This is a genomic window from Streptomyces sp. UW30 (genome assembly GCF_008042075.1).
Lineage (GTDB): Bacteria > Actinomycetota > Actinomycetes > Streptomycetales > Streptomycetaceae > Streptomyces.
This window is the reverse complement of record NZ_RDBN01000021.1, coordinates 80,949-95,349: the sequence shown is the minus strand read 5'-3', so window position 1 is coordinate 95,349 and position 14,401 is coordinate 80,949. Positions and strand designations below refer to the sequence as shown.

At 70.3% G+C, this 14,401-nt stretch carries 16 protein-coding genes and 2 pseudogenes; 8 read left to right on the top strand and 10 right to left on the bottom strand.

Translation table 11 applies throughout. From position 1 onward, the window contains the following. The first annotated feature begins 36 nt into the window (after positions 1-36). Positions 37-828, top strand: coding sequence for an SURF1 family protein (locus EAO75_RS10700; protein WP_147994827.1), 792 nt, complete (start codon positions 37-39; stop codon positions 826-828). 18 nt (positions 829-846) lie between these two features. On the opposite strand, the gene EAO75_RS10695 is transcribed toward EAO75_RS10700, so the two are convergent. The 4 genes from EAO75_RS10695 to EAO75_RS10680 all read right to left on the bottom strand — a co-directional run bounded on the left by EAO75_RS10695 (position 847) and on the right by EAO75_RS10680 (position 5,407). After that, positions 847-1,890 (bottom strand): hypothetical protein, encoded by a 1,044-nt coding sequence (locus EAO75_RS10695; RefSeq protein WP_147995235.1) that lies wholly within the window; start codon positions 1,888-1,890, stop codon positions 847-849. Positions 1,891-1,973: 83 nt separating this feature from the next. Then, the gene (locus tag EAO75_RS10690; RefSeq protein WP_147995234.1) at positions 1,974-2,582 is read right to left on the bottom strand and encodes a SigE family RNA polymerase sigma factor; all 609 of its coding nucleotides are present in this window, start codon (positions 2,580-2,582) and stop codon (positions 1,974-1,976) included. Between the two features lie 501 nt (positions 2,583-3,083). Beyond that, positions 3,084-4,136, bottom strand: a complete 1,053-nt coding sequence (locus EAO75_RS10685; RefSeq protein WP_147994826.1) for an aspartate-semialdehyde dehydrogenase — start codon at positions 4,134-4,136, stop codon at positions 3,084-3,086. Next, the gene (locus tag EAO75_RS10680; RefSeq protein ID WP_147994825.1) at positions 4,133-5,407 is read right to left on the bottom strand and encodes an aspartate kinase; all 1,275 of its coding nucleotides are present in this window, start codon (positions 5,405-5,407) and stop codon (positions 4,133-4,135) included. The genes EAO75_RS10685 and EAO75_RS10680 overlap by 4 nt, the downstream gene beginning before the upstream one ends. 261 nt (positions 5,408-5,668) lie before the next feature. On the opposite strand from EAO75_RS10680, the gene EAO75_RS10675 reads away from it, so the two are divergent. The 4 genes from EAO75_RS10675 to EAO75_RS10660 all read left to right on the top strand — a co-directional run bounded on the left by EAO75_RS10675 (position 5,669) and on the right by EAO75_RS10660 (position 9,697). Next, positions 5,669-6,415: a tRNA-dependent cyclodipeptide synthase gene (locus EAO75_RS10675; protein ID WP_187284382.1), complete on the top strand. Its 747-nt coding sequence runs from the start codon at positions 5,669-5,671 to the stop codon at positions 6,413-6,415. Continuing rightward, positions 6,405-7,592 (top strand): cytochrome P450, encoded by a 1,188-nt coding sequence (locus tag EAO75_RS10670; protein WP_147994824.1) that lies wholly within the window; start codon positions 6,405-6,407, stop codon positions 7,590-7,592. Before EAO75_RS10675 ends, EAO75_RS10670 begins: the two co-directional genes overlap by 11 nt. A 69-nt stretch (positions 7,593-7,661) precedes the next feature. Continuing rightward, entirely contained in the window at positions 7,662-8,348 is a 687-nt protein-coding gene (locus tag EAO75_RS10665) for a response regulator transcription factor (RefSeq protein ID WP_147994823.1), read from the top strand. Beyond that, positions 8,345-9,697 (top strand): sensor histidine kinase, encoded by a 1,353-nt coding sequence (locus tag EAO75_RS10660; RefSeq protein WP_147994822.1) that lies wholly within the window; start codon positions 8,345-8,347, stop codon positions 9,695-9,697. Before EAO75_RS10665 ends, EAO75_RS10660 begins: the two co-directional genes overlap by 4 nt. On the opposite strand, the gene EAO75_RS10655 is transcribed toward EAO75_RS10660, so the two are convergent. The 3 genes from EAO75_RS10655 to EAO75_RS10645 form a co-directional block, all read right to left on the bottom strand. Then, positions 9,663-10,166, bottom strand: coding sequence for an SgcJ/EcaC family oxidoreductase (locus tag EAO75_RS10655; protein ID WP_147994821.1), 504 nt, complete (start codon positions 10,164-10,166; stop codon positions 9,663-9,665). The two genes, EAO75_RS10660 and EAO75_RS10655, sit on opposite strands and share 35 nt — an antisense overlap. Before the next feature lie 168 nt (positions 10,167-10,334). After that, entirely contained in the window at positions 10,335-10,529 is a 195-nt protein-coding gene (locus tag EAO75_RS10650; protein ID WP_147994820.1) for a hypothetical protein, read from the bottom strand. A 160-nt stretch (positions 10,530-10,689) separates the two neighbouring features. Beyond that, the gene (locus tag EAO75_RS10645; RefSeq protein WP_147994819.1) at positions 10,690-11,106 is read right to left on the bottom strand and encodes an SsgA family sporulation/cell division regulator; all 417 of its coding nucleotides are present in this window, start codon (positions 11,104-11,106) and stop codon (positions 10,690-10,692) included. Positions 11,107-11,283: 177 nt separating this feature from the next. On the opposite strand from EAO75_RS10645, the gene EAO75_RS10640 reads away from it, so the two are divergent. Next, entirely contained in the window at positions 11,284-12,120 is an 837-nt protein-coding gene (locus EAO75_RS10640) for a PhzF family phenazine biosynthesis protein (protein ID WP_147994818.1), read from the top strand. Positions 12,121-12,127: 7 nt separating this feature from the next. On the opposite strand, the gene EAO75_RS10635 is transcribed toward EAO75_RS10640, so the two are convergent. From EAO75_RS10635 to EAO75_RS10625, 3 genes are all read right to left on the bottom strand, one after another. Continuing rightward, complete coding sequence (locus EAO75_RS10635) at positions 12,128-12,790, bottom strand: DUF5063 domain-containing protein (RefSeq protein WP_147994817.1); 663 nt, start codon at positions 12,788-12,790, stop codon at positions 12,128-12,130. Beyond that, positions 12,783-13,382, bottom strand: a complete 600-nt coding sequence (gene recR / locus EAO75_RS10630; RefSeq protein ID WP_147994816.1) for a recombination mediator RecR — start codon at positions 13,380-13,382, stop codon at positions 12,783-12,785. Before recR ends, EAO75_RS10635 begins: the two co-directional genes overlap by 8 nt. A gap of 93 nt (positions 13,383-13,475) precedes the next feature. Next, entirely contained in the window at positions 13,476-13,820 is a 345-nt protein-coding gene (locus EAO75_RS10625) for a YbaB/EbfC family nucleoid-associated protein (RefSeq protein ID WP_147994815.1), read from the bottom strand. A 291-nt stretch (positions 13,821-14,111) separates the two neighbouring features. Here EAO75_RS10625 and EAO75_RS10620 point away from each other — a divergent pair. Then, positions 14,112-14,336, top strand: a pseudogene (locus tag EAO75_RS10620) (SLATT domain-containing protein); the annotation flags it as partial. Continuing rightward, a pseudogene (locus tag EAO75_RS46530) lies at positions 14,327-14,401 on the top strand (YbaB/EbfC family nucleoid-associated protein); the annotation flags it as partial. The pseudogenes EAO75_RS10620 and EAO75_RS46530, both read left to right, overlap by 10 nt.

The window sequence follows — 14,401 nt, the reverse complement described above, 5'->3', positions numbered from 1 at the left end:
GCGGTCCCGCCACGGGGCCCCCGTACCGTTGACGGTGTGTACCGGTTTCTGCTGACGCCCCGTTGGTGGGGGATCAACGTCTTCGTGCTGCTCGCCATCCCCTTCTGCGTGTTCATGGGGTCCTGGCAGCTGAGCCGGTTCGAGGCGCGTGTGCAGGACCATCGCAACGCGGGTGAGCAGGCCGCGGAGAACAAGCGGGAGGCCGCCCGGCCGCTCGCCGAGCTGCTGCCGGTGGACAAGGCGACGTCGGGCCGGCAGGCCACCGCGACCGGCCGGTACGCCAAGCAGCTGCTCGTCCCGGACCGCAAGCTCGACGGCAAGCAGGGCACTTACGTCCTGACGCTGCTGCGCACCGCCGACGGCAAGGCACTGCCGGTCGTGCGGGGCTGGCTGCCGGGCAAGGCGGACCCGGCCGACGCCCCCGCCGCACCCACCGGCGAGGTCACGGTCACCGGCGCGCTCCAGGCGTCCGAGGTGCCCGGGGAGAACGGCGTGCCCGGCCAGGGAGGCCTGCCCGCCGGCCGGACGGGGGCGATCAGCGCGGCGTCGCTGGTGAACCTGGTGCCGTACGACGTCTACGACGGCTGGATCACCCTCGCCAAGGCCGACTCCGGCATGCGCCCGGTCCCGGCGGCCGCCGCCGACGACACGGGCCTCGACCTGAAGGCGTTCCAGAACCTCGGCTACACCGGCGAGTGGTTCGTCTTCGCCGGCTTCGTGGTCTTCATGTGGTTCCGGCTGCTGCGCCGCGAGGTGGAGTTCATCCGGGACGCGGAGCTCGGGCTGACGCCGGACGAGGAGCCCGTCTCCAGCCCGTCCGGCGTGTGACACCGCCACGGGGTGCGGCTACGCCCCCGCCAGCACGCCCGTCCAGTAGATGACCCCCGCGCAGGCGTTGGACACGACCACCGTGGCCGTCGGGGCTCCCGCCTCCGTCGTGTTGGTGATCGTGACGCTGCCGTCGACGGTGGTGTCCTCGGTCAGGAGCTGGGTGGAAGTGCCCGTGTCACCGCTGGAGGTGCCCTCGGTCGCGCCGGTGGTGTCGGTCGGGGTCGGGTCGGGTGAGGGTTCGCCACCGCCCGGGCCGCCGGTCGTGGGGTCGCTCGTGGTGGGGCAGGTCTCCGAGGGGATCCAGGCGAACTTCACCGCGTACGACTCACCCGGCTTGAGGGCGAGGGACGTGAGTTCCTGGGCCGGGTCGGGCAGACCGGCCGCCGCGTCGCCCGCGACATGCCGGACCGCGGAGATCTTCGTGGCGTCCGCCGCTCCACCCGTCACGAAGCTGACCGTGCCGGGGCTGCTCACCGTGCAGTCGACCGTCGAGATGTTGCTGAAGCGGAAAGTGCCGTACACCGCGGCGGACGCGTCGGGCCCGTCCGCGGTCCCGCCGGAGGTGCCGAGCTGGTCGGCGGTACACGGCGTGACGTCGGCGGCGCTGGGGGCCGAGGGGCCGGTGGAGCTTCCGGGTCCGGTGCCCGTACCGGTGCCGGGGTCCTTGTCCTCCTCCTTGTCGTTCCCCTTGCCCTGGTCCTGGGTCTTGCCCGAGGAGCCGCCCGAGGTGCTCTGGCCGCCGTTGGTCTCCTTGCCCTGACCGGCCCCGCCCTGGGCCTGCTCGCCATGGCCGGCGTTCGCCGGGTTGACGTCGGGGCCGGTGGAGTTGGACACGTGCACCAGGGCCGGGACGGCGGTGCCGACGAAGAGGGCCGCGGCCGCCATGCCGACGAGCGCCTGCCGCTTGCGTGCCCGCCGTGCGGGCACCGCCCGGCGCAGATGGTCCAGCGTGCCGTCGCGCGGCTCGATCTCCTGGACCACGTCGTGCAGCAGGCGGCGCAGTTCCAGCTCGTCCGAGACGAGCCCCTCGGGGCCCTGGTCGTCGGGGCCGTGGTTCACAGTTCGGTTCCCAGCGTGCGATTGCTTCGGCTGTTGCTCGTCCGGCCGCTTGGCCGGCTCGGGCCGCCCGTCATGGTCGTCGCTCATGCCGGCGCCTCCATGGCGACCCGCAGCGCCGCGATGCCGCGCGAGCCGTAGGCCTTCACCGAGCCCAGCGAGATGCCGAGCGTCTCGGCGACCTGAGCCTCGGTCATGTCCGCGAAGTAGCGCAGGACGAGCACTTCGCGCTGGCGGCGCTGCAGGCCCTTCATCGCCTTGATGAGGGAGTCCCGCTCGAGCTGGTCGTAAGCCCCCTCCTCCGCGCTCGCCATGTCGGGCATCGGCTTGGACAGCAGCTTCAGGCCGAGTATGCGGCGGCGCAGGGCGGAGCGGGACAGGTTCACGACGGTCTGGCGAAGATACGCCAGTGTCTTCTCCGGGTCCCGCACCCGCTTGCGTGCGGAGTGGACGCGGATGAACGCCTCCTGGACGACGTCCTCGCAGGAGGCGGTGTCGTCGAGGAGGAGGGCCGCGAGACCCAGCAGGGAGCGGTAGTGCGCCCGGTAGGTCTCGGTGAGGTGATCGACGGTCGTGCCGGCCGCCGCGGTGTTCTCGGCGTGTTCACCGCCGTCACGCTGACTCGGAATGCGGGTGGGCCGCGCTGCGGGCATGGGCGCGATCACCGGCATGCCGCCGCCGGGCGCACCGGGCATGCGGGGTCGGACGGTCCGACGGGGCGGCCGTAGGGCCGTACCGCGGGTCGCCGCGCTGAAGTCGAGTACCTCTGCCACGCCTGTTTGACACGCGTCCCCCCAAGAGGGTTGTACGTGCCGGACGTCACTTTTGCGTCAGTCCTCGCAATCGACCCTCCGGTTCCCGCTCCCGACGGTCTCGTCCCAGGCAGCACAGCTGACCGTGCGTCAAACGCCCACATGCCTACCCGCTCTTCCCTTATGTCCTCAATAAGCAGAGCGTCCCCACGCCCTGCTCGCGGCGTCCCCACGCCACAGAAAAACGCGTCTCCACGCCCCATAAGGGCGACCGCAAAGACGCTCCCCGCCCTGCAAGCGGTTGCAGGAGCGGGGAGAAAAATCTTCGGCTGCTGACAGGGTCCGGTTCAAGTGGTCCGGACCATCGATCAGCTCACACTTTTCACACAGATCCTACAAACGATCCGGCGGGTGCCCAGCGAGTTTTCCTGCGGCGCGGCCGCTTCACGAGAACTCCGCCGCCACGAGCTCGGCGATCTGTGCGGTGTTGAGGGCCGCGCCCTTGCGCAGATTGTCCCCGCAGACGAAGAGTTCGAGCGCCGTCGGATCGTCCAGCGCGCGCCGCACCCGGCCGACCCAGGTCGGGTCCGTGCCCACGACATCGGCGGGCGTCGGGAACTCACCGGCCTCCGGGTCGTCGTACAGCACGACGCCGGGCGTGGTGGCCAGGATCTCGCGCGCCTTGGCGACGGTGACCTCGTTCTCGAAGCGGGCGTGCACGGTCAGCGAGTGCCCGGTCAGCACCGGCACCCGCACACAGGTCACCGCGACCGGCAGCTTCGGCAGCCCGAGGATCTTGCGGGACTCGTCCCGCACCTTCATCTCCTCCGAGGACCAGCCGTCCTCGCGCAGCGACCCGGCCCACGGCACGACGTTCAGCGCGACCGGCTCCGGGAACGGCCCGGTGTTCTCGCCGATGGCCCGCCGTACGTCTCCGGGGCTGGTCCCCAGTTCCGTACCGGCGACCAGGGACAGCTGCTGGCGCAGGGTGTCGACGCCGGCCCGGCCGGCCCCGCTCACCGCCTGGTAGGAGGACACCACCAGGGAGCGCAGCCCGAACTCGGCGTGCAGCGCGCCGAGCGCCACGATCATGGAGAGGGTCGTGCAGTTGGGGTTGGCCACGATCCCGCGCGGCCGCCTGCGCACCACGTGCGAGTTGACCTCGGGCACGACCAGGGGCACCTCCGGATCCATCCGGAAGGCGCCCGAATTGTCCACCACCACCGCGCCCTTGGCGGCGGCGACCGGCGCCCAGCGGGCGGCCACCTCGTCCGGTACGTCGAACATCGCGACGTCGATCCCGGCGAAGGCCTCCTCGGTGAGCGCCACCACCTCGACCTCCTCGCCGCGCACGGCCAGCTTGCGGCCGGCCGAGCGGGGCGAGGCGATCAGACGGATCTCGCCCCAGATGTCCGCACGCTGGGACAGGATCTGGAGCATGACCGAGCCCACGGCCCCGGTCGCTCCCACGACCGCGAGCGTCGGTCGTCGGGTCATCGCCCGGTGCCTCCGTACACGACAGCCTCGTCGCTGTCGGAGTCGAGGCCGAAGGCGGAGTGCACGGCGCGCACGGCCTCGTTGACGTCGTCGGCGCGGGTGACGACCGAGATACGGATCTCGGAGGTCGAGATCAGCTCGATGTTCACACCGGCGTCGGACAGCGCCTTGAAGAAGTCGGCCGTGACGCCCGGGTTGGTCTTCATACCGGCGCCGACCAGGGAGATCTTGCCGATCTGGTCGTCGTAGCGCAGCGAGTCGAAGCCGATGCCGCCCTTGTTCTTCTCCAGGGCGTCGATGGCCTTGCGGCCCTCGGACTTCGGCAGCGTGAAGGAGATGTCCGTCAGGCCGGTGGCGGCGGCGGACACGTTCTGCACGATCATGTCGATGTTGATCTCGGCGTCGGAGATCGCACGGAAGATCGCGGCGGCCTCGCCCGGCTTGTCCGGCACACCGACGACCGTGACCTTGGCCTCGGAGGTGTCGTGCGCGACACCGGAGATGATGGCCTGCTCCACCTGCTTGGTCCCTTCGATCGGCTCGCTGCTGACCCACGTGCCCTGCAGTCCGCTGAAGCTGGACCGCACGTGGATCGGGATGTTGTACCGGCGGGCGTACTCCACGCAGCGGTGGAGCAGCACCTTCGAGCCGGACGCAGCCAGCTCCAGCATGTCCTCGAAGGAGATCCAGTCGATCTTCTTCGCCTTCTTGACCACGCGCGGGTCGGCGGTGAACACACCGTCGACGTCGGTGTAGATCTCGCACACCTCGGCGTCGAGCGCGGCGGCCAGCGCCACGGCGGTGGTGTCGGACCCGCCGCGGCCCAGCGTGGTGATGTCCTTGGAGTCCTGGCTCACACCCTGGAAACCGGCGACGATGGCGATGTTGCCCTCGTCCACCGAGGTGCGGATCCGGCCCGGCGTGACATCGATGATCCGGGCTTTGTTGTGGACCGAGTCGGTGATGACACCTGCCTGGCTGCCGGTGAACGACTGGGCCGAGTGGCCCAGGTTTTTGATCGCCATGGCCAGCAATGCCATGGAGATCCGCTCTCCGGCGGTCAGCAGCATGTCGAGCTCGCGCCCGGCAGGGATCGGGGATACCTGCTCGGCGAGATCGATCAGCTCGTCCGTCGTGTCGCCCATCGCGGAAACCACGGCGACCACCTGGTGGCCGTTCTTCTTGGCTTCCACGATCCGCTTGGCGACGCGCTTGATGCCCTCGGCATCGGCTACGGAGGAGCCTCCGTACTTCTGCACGACAAGGCCCACGTGCGCTCCTCGCTCAGTCCGTGTGTGTCGGCTCAGTCTATAGAGCGTCCGAAAACGACCTTGGGGTTCCCAGATGGTGAGATTCGGACGCTCGGGGTGGTGTCTGCCCGGCCCTGGGCAGGGCACACGAAGAAGTGGCACAGCTCACCACCCCCCTCACCATTGACGCTCTCCGTAGTCGCACACTAACTTCGCGTCGTCGTCGCCACACCAGGGGCACAAGGCTCCATCGGGACTAGCGACGCGAAGGACCCTCATCCTTTGACGACTGCGACCGCTTCAGAGATCCAGCACGTCACATCAGCCGATACGGATTCTCCGGCCGGCCCATTCAAGATCCAGCCCTTCACCCCGCACTGCGAGGTCATCCGCAGCGCCGGCGACCACGCCGTCATCGGCGTCTCCCCCGGCAACAGCTACTTCTCCGCCCGCCGGGTCCACGACCTGGCCCGCTGGGGCCTCGCCCGCTTCGAACGGGTCGACTTCGTCTACACGGACCTGTACGTGGCCGAGATGTACGCGGCGTCCGGCTATCCGCCCGAGGACGCCCGCCGCAAGGCGGTGAAGAACCTGCGCGGGGTACGGGCCAAGGTCCTCGGCGCCGTCGAGGCGACGGACCCGGACGGCACCCGCCTGCACGCCCACGCCATGTCCGACTTCCGCGGCAACGCGGCGTACCGGGAGATCCACGACCGTCTCCAGGCCCGCCTCGCCACCGACGACGAGTTCCGCACGACCTGCGAGAAGCTCGTCGACTCCTTCCTGGACGGCAGGACGGGACGGGTGAGCGACGCCCAGCGCGAGGTCTGCCTCGCCTACGTCTGCGCCGAGGCCCCGCTCTTCCTGGACACCCCCGCCATCCTCGGCGTCCCGTCCTCCCTCAACTGCTACCACCAGCTGCTGCCGATGGCCGAGCTGCTCTACTCCCGCGGCGCCGGACTGCGCGCCTCCCGCAACCAGGGACACGCCATCGTCACGCCGACCGAGGGAACCACCGATGCTCACTGAGACCCCCATCGACTTCCCCTTCTCCTGGCGCGGCGACCAGCTCCCGCACGAGGTCGAGGAGTTGCGCGCCGGCACTCCCGTGCGCCGGGTGCGCACCATCGCCGGCGACGAGGCCTGGCTGGTGTCGTCGTACGACCTGTGCAAGCAGGTCCTCGAAGACCCCCGCTTCAGCCTCAAGGACACCTCCGCCCCGGGCGTGCCCCGCCAGTACGCGCTGACGATCCCGCCCGAGGTCGTCAACAACATGGGGAACATCACCGGCGCCGGGCTGCGCAAGGCCGTACTGAAGGCGCTGAACCCGAAGAGCCCCGGCCTGGCCGAGTGGATGCGGTCCTGCGCCGGCGAGCTGGTCGACGCCCTGATGCGCGAGGGCGCTCCGGCGGACCTGCGCGGCGGCTTCGCCGACCCGTACTCGGCGGGCATGCACTGCCGCATCCTCGGTATCCCGCACGCGGACGCGCCCCGGCTGATGCGGAGCCTGGACATCGCGTTCATGAACTCGGCCTGTCCCGTCACGGGCGCCCGGCTCAACTGGGACCGGGACATCGCCTACATGAGCGAGCGGCTCGACGACCCGGCGACGACCGGCCTGATGGCCGAGCTCGCCGCCCTGCGCGCGGACCCCGAATACGCCCATCTGACCGACGAGATGCTCGCGACGGTCGGGGTGACGATGTTCGGCGCCGGGGTCATCTCCACCGCGGGCTTCCTGACCATGGCCCTGGTGTCGCTGATCCAGCACCCGGACCTCCAGGCCGAGCTGGTCGCGGCCCCCGGAAAGATCCCGGCGGCCGTGGAGGAGCTCCTGCGCATCAACCTGTCCATCGGCGACGGCCTGCCGCGCCTCGCCCTGGACGACGTACGCCTCGGGGACGTCGACGTCCGCAAGGGCGACCTCGTGCTGGTCCTCGTCGAGGGCGCGAACTTCGACCCGGCCGCCTTCCCCGACCCGCACAGGGTCGACCTCGGCCGGGAGAACGCCACCGCCCACCTCTCCTTCGGCGGCGGCCGCCACTACTGCCCCGCCACCGCCCTCGGCCGCAGGCACGCCGAGATCGCCCTTCAGACCCTGCTGGAGCGGATGCCGAAGCTGCGGCTCGCGGTGCCGATCGAGCAGCTGGTGTGGCGGACGGGCTTCATGAAGCGGATCCCGGAGCGGCTGCCGATCATGTGGTAACTCCCGTTCTGCCCGGTCATGGGCTCGGCGGCCGGACGTCTTTAAAGTTCAACCACTATGGTTCGCCGTGTGCGCGTACTTCTGGTGGAAGACGACGAACCGGTCGCCGAGTCGCTCCGGCGAGGGCTGCTGCGCTACGGCTTCGAGGTGGCCTGGGTCACCACGGGCGGCGCGGCGCTGAGCCACAGCGAGCCCTACGACGTCGTGCTCCTCGATCTCGGTCTGCCCGACACCGACGGACTCGACGTCTGCAAGGCGCTGCGCGAGCGCGGCGACGTGCCGATCATCGTGATCAGCGCGCGCAGCGACGAGACGGACCGGGTGGTCGGGCTGGAGCTCGGCGCGGACGACTACGTCTCCAAGCCGTTCGGGGTCCGCGAGGTCATCGCGCGGATACGAGCCGTGATGCGCCGCGTTCAGCCGCGTACGCCCGCCGCCGACGCCGGCCCCGACCGCTACGGCGACCGCCTCACCATCGACCGCAAGGCGGCCCGCGTCCGGCTGGACGGCGAGGAGGTGGCGCTCGCGCCCAAGGAGTACGACCTGCTGGCCTTCCTCACCGAGGAGCCCGGGGCGCTGATGTCGCGCGAGCAGATCATGGAGGCGGTCTGGGACGCGAACTGGTTCGGCCCGACCAAGACGCTGGACGTGCATGTGGCGGCGCTGCGGCGGAAGTTGGCCGGGGCGATCACGATCGAGGCGGTACGGGGGGTCGGTTTCCGGCTGGAGATCGCCGCAGGCAGCAGCGCCTCATGAACCGCCAGCTCATCCGCAGCTACATCCTGCTCGTCGCGGTCGCCATCTTCCTGTTCACCGTGCCGGTCGCCTTCACGCTCACCAAGCAGCTGCGCGACGACACCGAACTGTCCGTCCTGCGCGAGGCCAAGACCATGGCGCTGCTGCTGGGCAACGGCGACGGCCTCTCCTGCGACGCCCTGACCCGGGTGGCCAAGGCGTACGGCGCCGAGACACCCGGCGACGTCCAGGTGACCCCCACCGGCAGCTGCGCCCCGGACGTACCGCAGCCCGCGGCGGACGCGGCGCTGACGCGGGCCGTGGAGCAGAACAAGCAGTCCACGGACTGGGGTTCCGACGTCATCTGGGGCAAGCACCTGACGATCACCGTCCCGGCCCAGGGGGACGCGGCCGTACGGATCGTCTACTCGACCTCGGACATGACCACGCGGCTGTGGTCGATCTGGGGGTTCCGGGCGGCCCTGGCCGTGCTCGTGCTGGCGGCGGCCGCCGCGATCGGCGCGTTCGCCGCCCGCCGGATCACCGCGCCGCTGCGCGAACTGAACTCCATGGCGAGCAAGTTCAGCGACGGTGACCTGACCGCGCGCTCCCCCGTGACGGGCCCGCCGGAGACCCAGACCCTCGCCCGCACCCTGAACCAGGGCGCGGAACGCCTGGACACGCTGGTCGCCTCACAGCGGATCTTCGTGGCGGACGCCTCGCACCAGCTCCGTACGCCTCTCACGGCGCTGCGCCTGTCCCTGGACAACATCGCGGACGGCGTGGACGACGAGTTCGTGCGCGAGGACGTCGAGCAGGCGACCGCCGAGGTCATGCGGATGAGCCGTCTCGTCAACGGCCTGCTGGTCCTCGCCCGCGCGGAGGCGAAGGTGACGGCTGCGGAGCCGCTGTCGCTGAGGGAGATCGTGGACGAACGGCTGACGGTGTGGCGGCCGGCCGCCGACGAGCGCGGCGTCACCATCGCGCTCGGGGGGAGTACCGACGGCCGGCCGTTCGTGCTGGCCGGCCCCGGTCATCTGGACCAAGTGCTGGACAACGTGCTCTCCAACGCCCTTGAGGTGTCACCGGACGGCGGCACGATCACCGTCGAAGTGGAGCAGCGGGGCGACGAGGTGGTGCTGTCGGTGCTCGACGAGGGCCCCGGCATGTCGGACACCGACAAGTCCCGTGCCTTCGACCGGTTCTGGCGCGGCAGGGGCCTGACCGGGAAGACCGGTTCGGGCCTCGGCCTCGCCGTCGTCAAACAGCTGGTGACCGACGACGGCGGGACCGTGACGCTCGGGGACGCTCCCGGGGGCGGGCTGAGGGTGACGATCAGCCTTCGGGCATCTTCGAGGAGTGGTGGTTGACGATGAGCCACTCGCCGCCGCGCTTCTCGTACGCATAGGTGTAGCGGGCCTCGACGGTGCTCTTCTCGCCGGTCTCGGGGTCGGTGAGCGCGAACTCGTAAGTACCGGTGTCGATGGCCGAGTTGCTGTCGAGGACGTTGACGTGGGTCTCGATCTTCGTGCCGACCGGCTTGTTCGCGAGGAAGTGCTCGAAGTAGTCGACGATGCCGGCGCGGTCGGTGCGGACCTTGTTGGAGACGGTGGGCAGCAGCACCCCGTCCCTCGCGTACAGGTCTGCGACCTGCTCCGGGTCGCCGGTTTGCAGGGCCCTGTTCCACTGGTCGAACAGGCCGGCTATCTGCTTCTTGCCGGGCTTGCTGTCGCCCCAGCCGGGCCCTGCCACCGCGCCGCCGGCGGCGACGGTGCCGACGGCGACCACGGCGGTGGCGGTGACAATGGCTGCGCGCTTGCTGAGGGAACGACGAGTCATCGCATCTCCAGTACGGGTCTGGTGGGTTCACCTCCTTCCGCGTGCTGTCGGGCGGTTGCCCCTGCGGTGGAAGTGACTCCAGACTCGCTTCGCACTGGTTAGGGCCCGTGCAGCGGACGTACAGGCCCGGGACAGCACGCCTCCAACTCGCGTCGCGTAAACGGCCGGTCACACAGCGGCAGCCCTCTTACGGCCGCGTCCGCGCACCAACTCGACCCCGGCGCCGAGCGATACGACGCCCATGCCGACGGCGGTCATGACGCCCTGCGTGCCGTCGACGGCGAAGGGGGCGGCCGCGGCGACGACGGCGTTGAAGAGGAACAGGAACCACAGGACGGGGCGGGAGGAGAGCAGAGCCTTCATGACGGTTTCCTTCGGGGCGGGGCCGCCGCTGCGGCCGTTGACCTGGCACGATCAACAATTCCGTGTCCCGAGGCCGACGACGAGGCAGTGAGCTCCCGAAGAGGGGGTGTAGCCCGCTACACCCCGGCCGCGCGTGAGGACGTGACGGCGTAGCCGTACGTCACACCCGTCCTCCGAACAGTGCTGTCAGCCCCTGGTCCAGTTCCGGGCCCACCGTCTCCTCGCCCGGTGCGATCACGGTGTAGGTGCGGGCCAGGAAGCGGTACAGGTCTGCGGTGGTGAAGCGGAGCATGGCCACGCCCACCGGTGAGTGGAACTCCACGTAGGTGTGGGACGTCCCGCACGGCCGGACGCGTACGGTGCCGAGTCCGGCGGGGGCCCGCAGTCCCTCGCCCAGCAGTACCCGGGCGAACGTCCAGGTCGTGGCCTCGCCGTCGAGGGTGGCGTGGGCCGGGAAGTCGATGTGCACGGCCAGCGGGTCGGCGCAGGTGTAGCGGAGGGTCGCCGGTATGGCGATCTCCTGGTCGGTCGCCGTGATCAGTCGGGCGCCGGTCGGCTGCTCCAGGGTGACGTGCATGGTCGGGCTCCGATTCGGGGGCGGGGCAGCGGCCGGGTCTGGCCGTTGTGCCTGTGAGACGCCGCGAGGGGCCCGCGCATTACGCCGCTTCCGCAGCCCTCTTCTGTAACCTGCGTCACTCCAGCGTGCCCGGCTAATCCACTCGCCCCGCTCCCCGCCCGCGGTTACCGTCCACGGATGGAGATTTCGCGCTACGTGGCCTTCAGCAGCGACCCCGCGGGAGGCAACCCGGCAGGTGTGGTGCTCGACGCCACCGGGGTCGACGACTCGGCGATGCTGGCGACAGCGGCCGAACTCGGCTACTCCGAGTCGGCGTTCGTCGTGCCGGCCGACGACGACACCCTGGACATCCGCTACTTCAGCCCGCTCGCCGAGGTGCCGTTCTGCGGCCACGCGACGATCGCCACGGCCGTCGCCTACGCGGAACGCCACGGCACCGGCCGGCTGCTGCTGCGCACCAAGGCCGGCCCGGTCCCCGTGACCACCGACCGGACGGCGGACGGCACCCTGACGGCGACCCTGGTGAGCGTGGCCCCGCACACGGAACCGCTCGCGGAGGCCGACCTGGCCGAACTGCTGGCGATCCTGGGCTGGTCCACCGCGGATCTGGACCCGGCGCTGCCGCCGCGCGTGGCCTTCGCCGGGGCCCGGCACCCGATCCTCGCCGCCGCGACACGCGAGCGGCTGGCCGGCCTGGACTACGACATGGAGGCACTGGCCGCCCTCATGGCCCGCGAGGACTGGACCACCGTCGACCTGGTCCGGCGGGAGTCCGAGACCGTGTTCCACGCCCGCAACCCGTTCCCGCCCGGCGGTGTCGTGGAGGACCCGGCCACGGGTGCGGCGGCTGCCGCGTTCGGCGGCTATCTACGGGAGCTCGAACTCGTGGCGACACCCGCCACCCTGACGATCCATCAGGGTGTGGACATGGGCAGGCCGAGCACGATCACGGTGACCGTGCCGAAGGAGCCCGGCACGGGTATCGGCGTGACCGGCACGGCCGTACGGATCTGAACCGCCGCTACTGCGCAGGCCGCAGCCCCAGCTGCTCCCCGATCTCCTGCTCCATGACCTTGCCGGCCTCGAACTCCAGCGTCTCGTCGCCCATCACGCCCTGGTCCGTGTCCAGGCCGTCCAGTTCCTCCAGGGGCTGGTCCAGCCGGACGTGGGCCAGGACCGAGTGCAGTGCGCGCAGCGTCGCGGACGCCGTCGAGCCCCAGTTGGAGAAGTAGGAGAACTGCCACCACCACAGGGCCTCGGCGGTGCGGCCGGCGCGGTAGTGGGCCATGCCGTGGCGCAGGTCGGTGATGACGTCGGTCAGATCGTCGGAGATCCGCGCCGGGACCGGGGCCTTGCGGGGCTCGTAGGGGTCGAAGACCTCGGAGTAGACGTCGACCGGGTCCAGGAGGCGGGCGAGGTTCTCGCGGAGCTCGTCCACGTCCGGCTCCGGGCCCAGGTCGGGCTCGTAGCGCTCGTCGGGGACGATGTCCTCGTGGGCGCCGAGACGGCCGCCGGCCAGCAGGAGCTGGGAGACCTCCAGGAGGAGGAAGGGCACGGTCGAGCCCGGCTCGTCGCCCTTCGCAACCTCCGTGACGGCGACCAGGAAGCTCTCGATCTGGTCCGAGATCTGGACCGCGAAGTCGTCCGGGTTCTGCTCGGTCGCGTGCAGCGTGGCGTCAGACATCTAGGAGTCGTCTCCCCTCGAAGGCGCGGCCGAGGGTGACCTCGTCCGCGTATTCCAGGTCGCCACCCACCGGGAGGCCGCTGGCCAGGCGGGTGACCTTCAGGCCCATGGGCTTGATCATGCGTGCGAGGTACGTGGCGGTGGCCTCGCCCTCGAGATTCGGATCGGTGGCCAGGATCAGCTCCGTGACCGTCCCGTCGGCCAACCGCGCGAGAAGTTCTCGTATACGCAGGTCGTCCGGTCCGACACCCTCGATCGGGCTGATCGCGCCGCCGAGGACGTGGTAACGGCCGCGGAACTCACGAGTCCGCTCGATCGCCACGACGTCCTTCGGCTCCTCGACCACGCAGATCACCGCCGGGTCGCGGCGCGCGTCCCGGCAGATGTTGCACAGCTCCTCCTGCGCGATGTTCCCGCACGTCGCGCAGAAGCGGACCTTCGCCTTGACCTCCAGCAGGGCCTGGGCGAGGCGCCGTACATCCGTCGGTTCCGCCTGCAGGATGTGGAAGGCGATCCGCTGCGCGCTCTTGGGACCGACGCCGGGCAGCCGACCCAGCTCGTCGATGAGGTCCTGGACCACGCCTTCGTACAACGGACTGCCGTCCTTCCTGGGGGTTCCTTACGGTACGTACGGTAGTTGGCGACGACCCCTCTTAGAAAGACAAGGCGGGGAACGCCCGCAGCGTCAGAAGGGCAGGCCGGGGATGCCGCTGCCGCCGCCCATGCCCTGGGCCAGCGGGCCCAGCTTCTGCTGCTGGAGGTTCTGCGCGTTCTCGTTGGCCGCCTGGACGGCCGCGATGACCAGGTCGGCGAGGGTCTCGGTGTCCTCCGGGTCCACCGCCTTCGGGTCGATCTTCAGCGCGCGGAGCTCGCCGGCGCCGGTGACGGTGGCCTTCACCAGACCGCCGCCCGCCTGACCCTCGACCTCGGTCTGCGCCAGTTCTTCCTGCGCCCGCTGCAGGTCCTGCTGCATCTTCTGAGCCTGCTGGAGCAGCTGCTGCATGTTGGGCTGGCCACCACCGGGGATCACGATCAGCTCCTTGCGTGTGTACGCGTTTCCCGTTCAGCACGAGCCTACGTGGTCTGCGTGGCCGTCGCCCCAGCACTCTTTCGAGTGAGAGGAACTGGAGTCCTATACCTGATCAAGGCCCCCTTCCGGGCGGAAAAGACGCGAAAGGCATCTCTTCGACACCCATTGGGCGGTAGGAAGGGTCCGGCGCGTCAGCCTCAGGTGTTGCGTGACGTTCCGTGCGCTGCGGGGGTCGCATCCACGTCGTAGGTCGTACGTGATGTCACGCACCGTGACAGTAGGGAGTGCCGGGTGGGTCAGCCGGAGATGCAGCCCGACAGGTCGCCTCGGGACGGGCGGGGCGGTGAAGGGGCGGCCGGGCTGCGGCCCGGCGATCTGACGGGGCGGGCGTTTCCGCACGGGGACTGGGGGGAGCCGGCGATGCGGCTGGACGAGCTGTACCGGTGGGTGGAGCGGGGGGCGCTGGACACGGCGGCGTGGTATCTCGCGGACCGGGTGTGGAAGCGGCGGGCGGCGGTCTGGTGAAGGCCACCGTCACCGGCGCCGGCGAGCTCCGCGCGCTGAAGATTGACCCGAAGGCC

Bases quoted from the DNA above. Each gene is read 5' to 3' on its own strand.
- EAO75_RS10690 (WP_147995234.1), bottom strand. From the start codon at position 2,582: ATGCCCGGTGCGCCCGGCGGCGGCATGCCGGTGATCGCGCCCATGCCC.
- EAO75_RS10660 (WP_147994822.1), top strand. From the start codon at position 8,345: ATGAACCGCCAGCTCATCCGCAGCTACATCCTGCTCGTCGCGGTCGCC.
- EAO75_RS10645 (WP_147994819.1), bottom strand. From the start codon at position 11,106: ATGCACGTCACCCTGGAGCAGCCGACCGGCGCCCGACTGATCACGGCG.
- EAO75_RS10655 (WP_147994821.1), bottom strand. From the start codon at position 10,166: ATGACTCGTCGTTCCCTCAGCAAGCGCGCAGCCATTGTCACCGCCACC.
- EAO75_RS10640 (WP_147994818.1), top strand. From the start codon at position 11,284: ATGGAGATTTCGCGCTACGTGGCCTTCAGCAGCGACCCCGCGGGAGGC.
- EAO75_RS10635 (WP_147994817.1), bottom strand. From the start codon at position 12,790: ATGTCTGACGCCACGCTGCACGCGACCGAGCAGAACCCGGACGACTTC.
- EAO75_RS10650 (WP_147994820.1), bottom strand. From the start codon at position 10,529: ATGAAGGCTCTGCTCTCCTCCCGCCCCGTCCTGTGGTTCCTGTTCCTC.
- EAO75_RS10670 (WP_147994824.1), top strand. From the start codon at position 6,405: ATGCTCACTGAGACCCCCATCGACTTCCCCTTCTCCTGGCGCGGCGAC.
- EAO75_RS10685 (WP_147994826.1), bottom strand. From the start codon at position 4,136: ATGACCCGACGACCGACGCTCGCGGTCGTGGGAGCGACCGGGGCCGTG.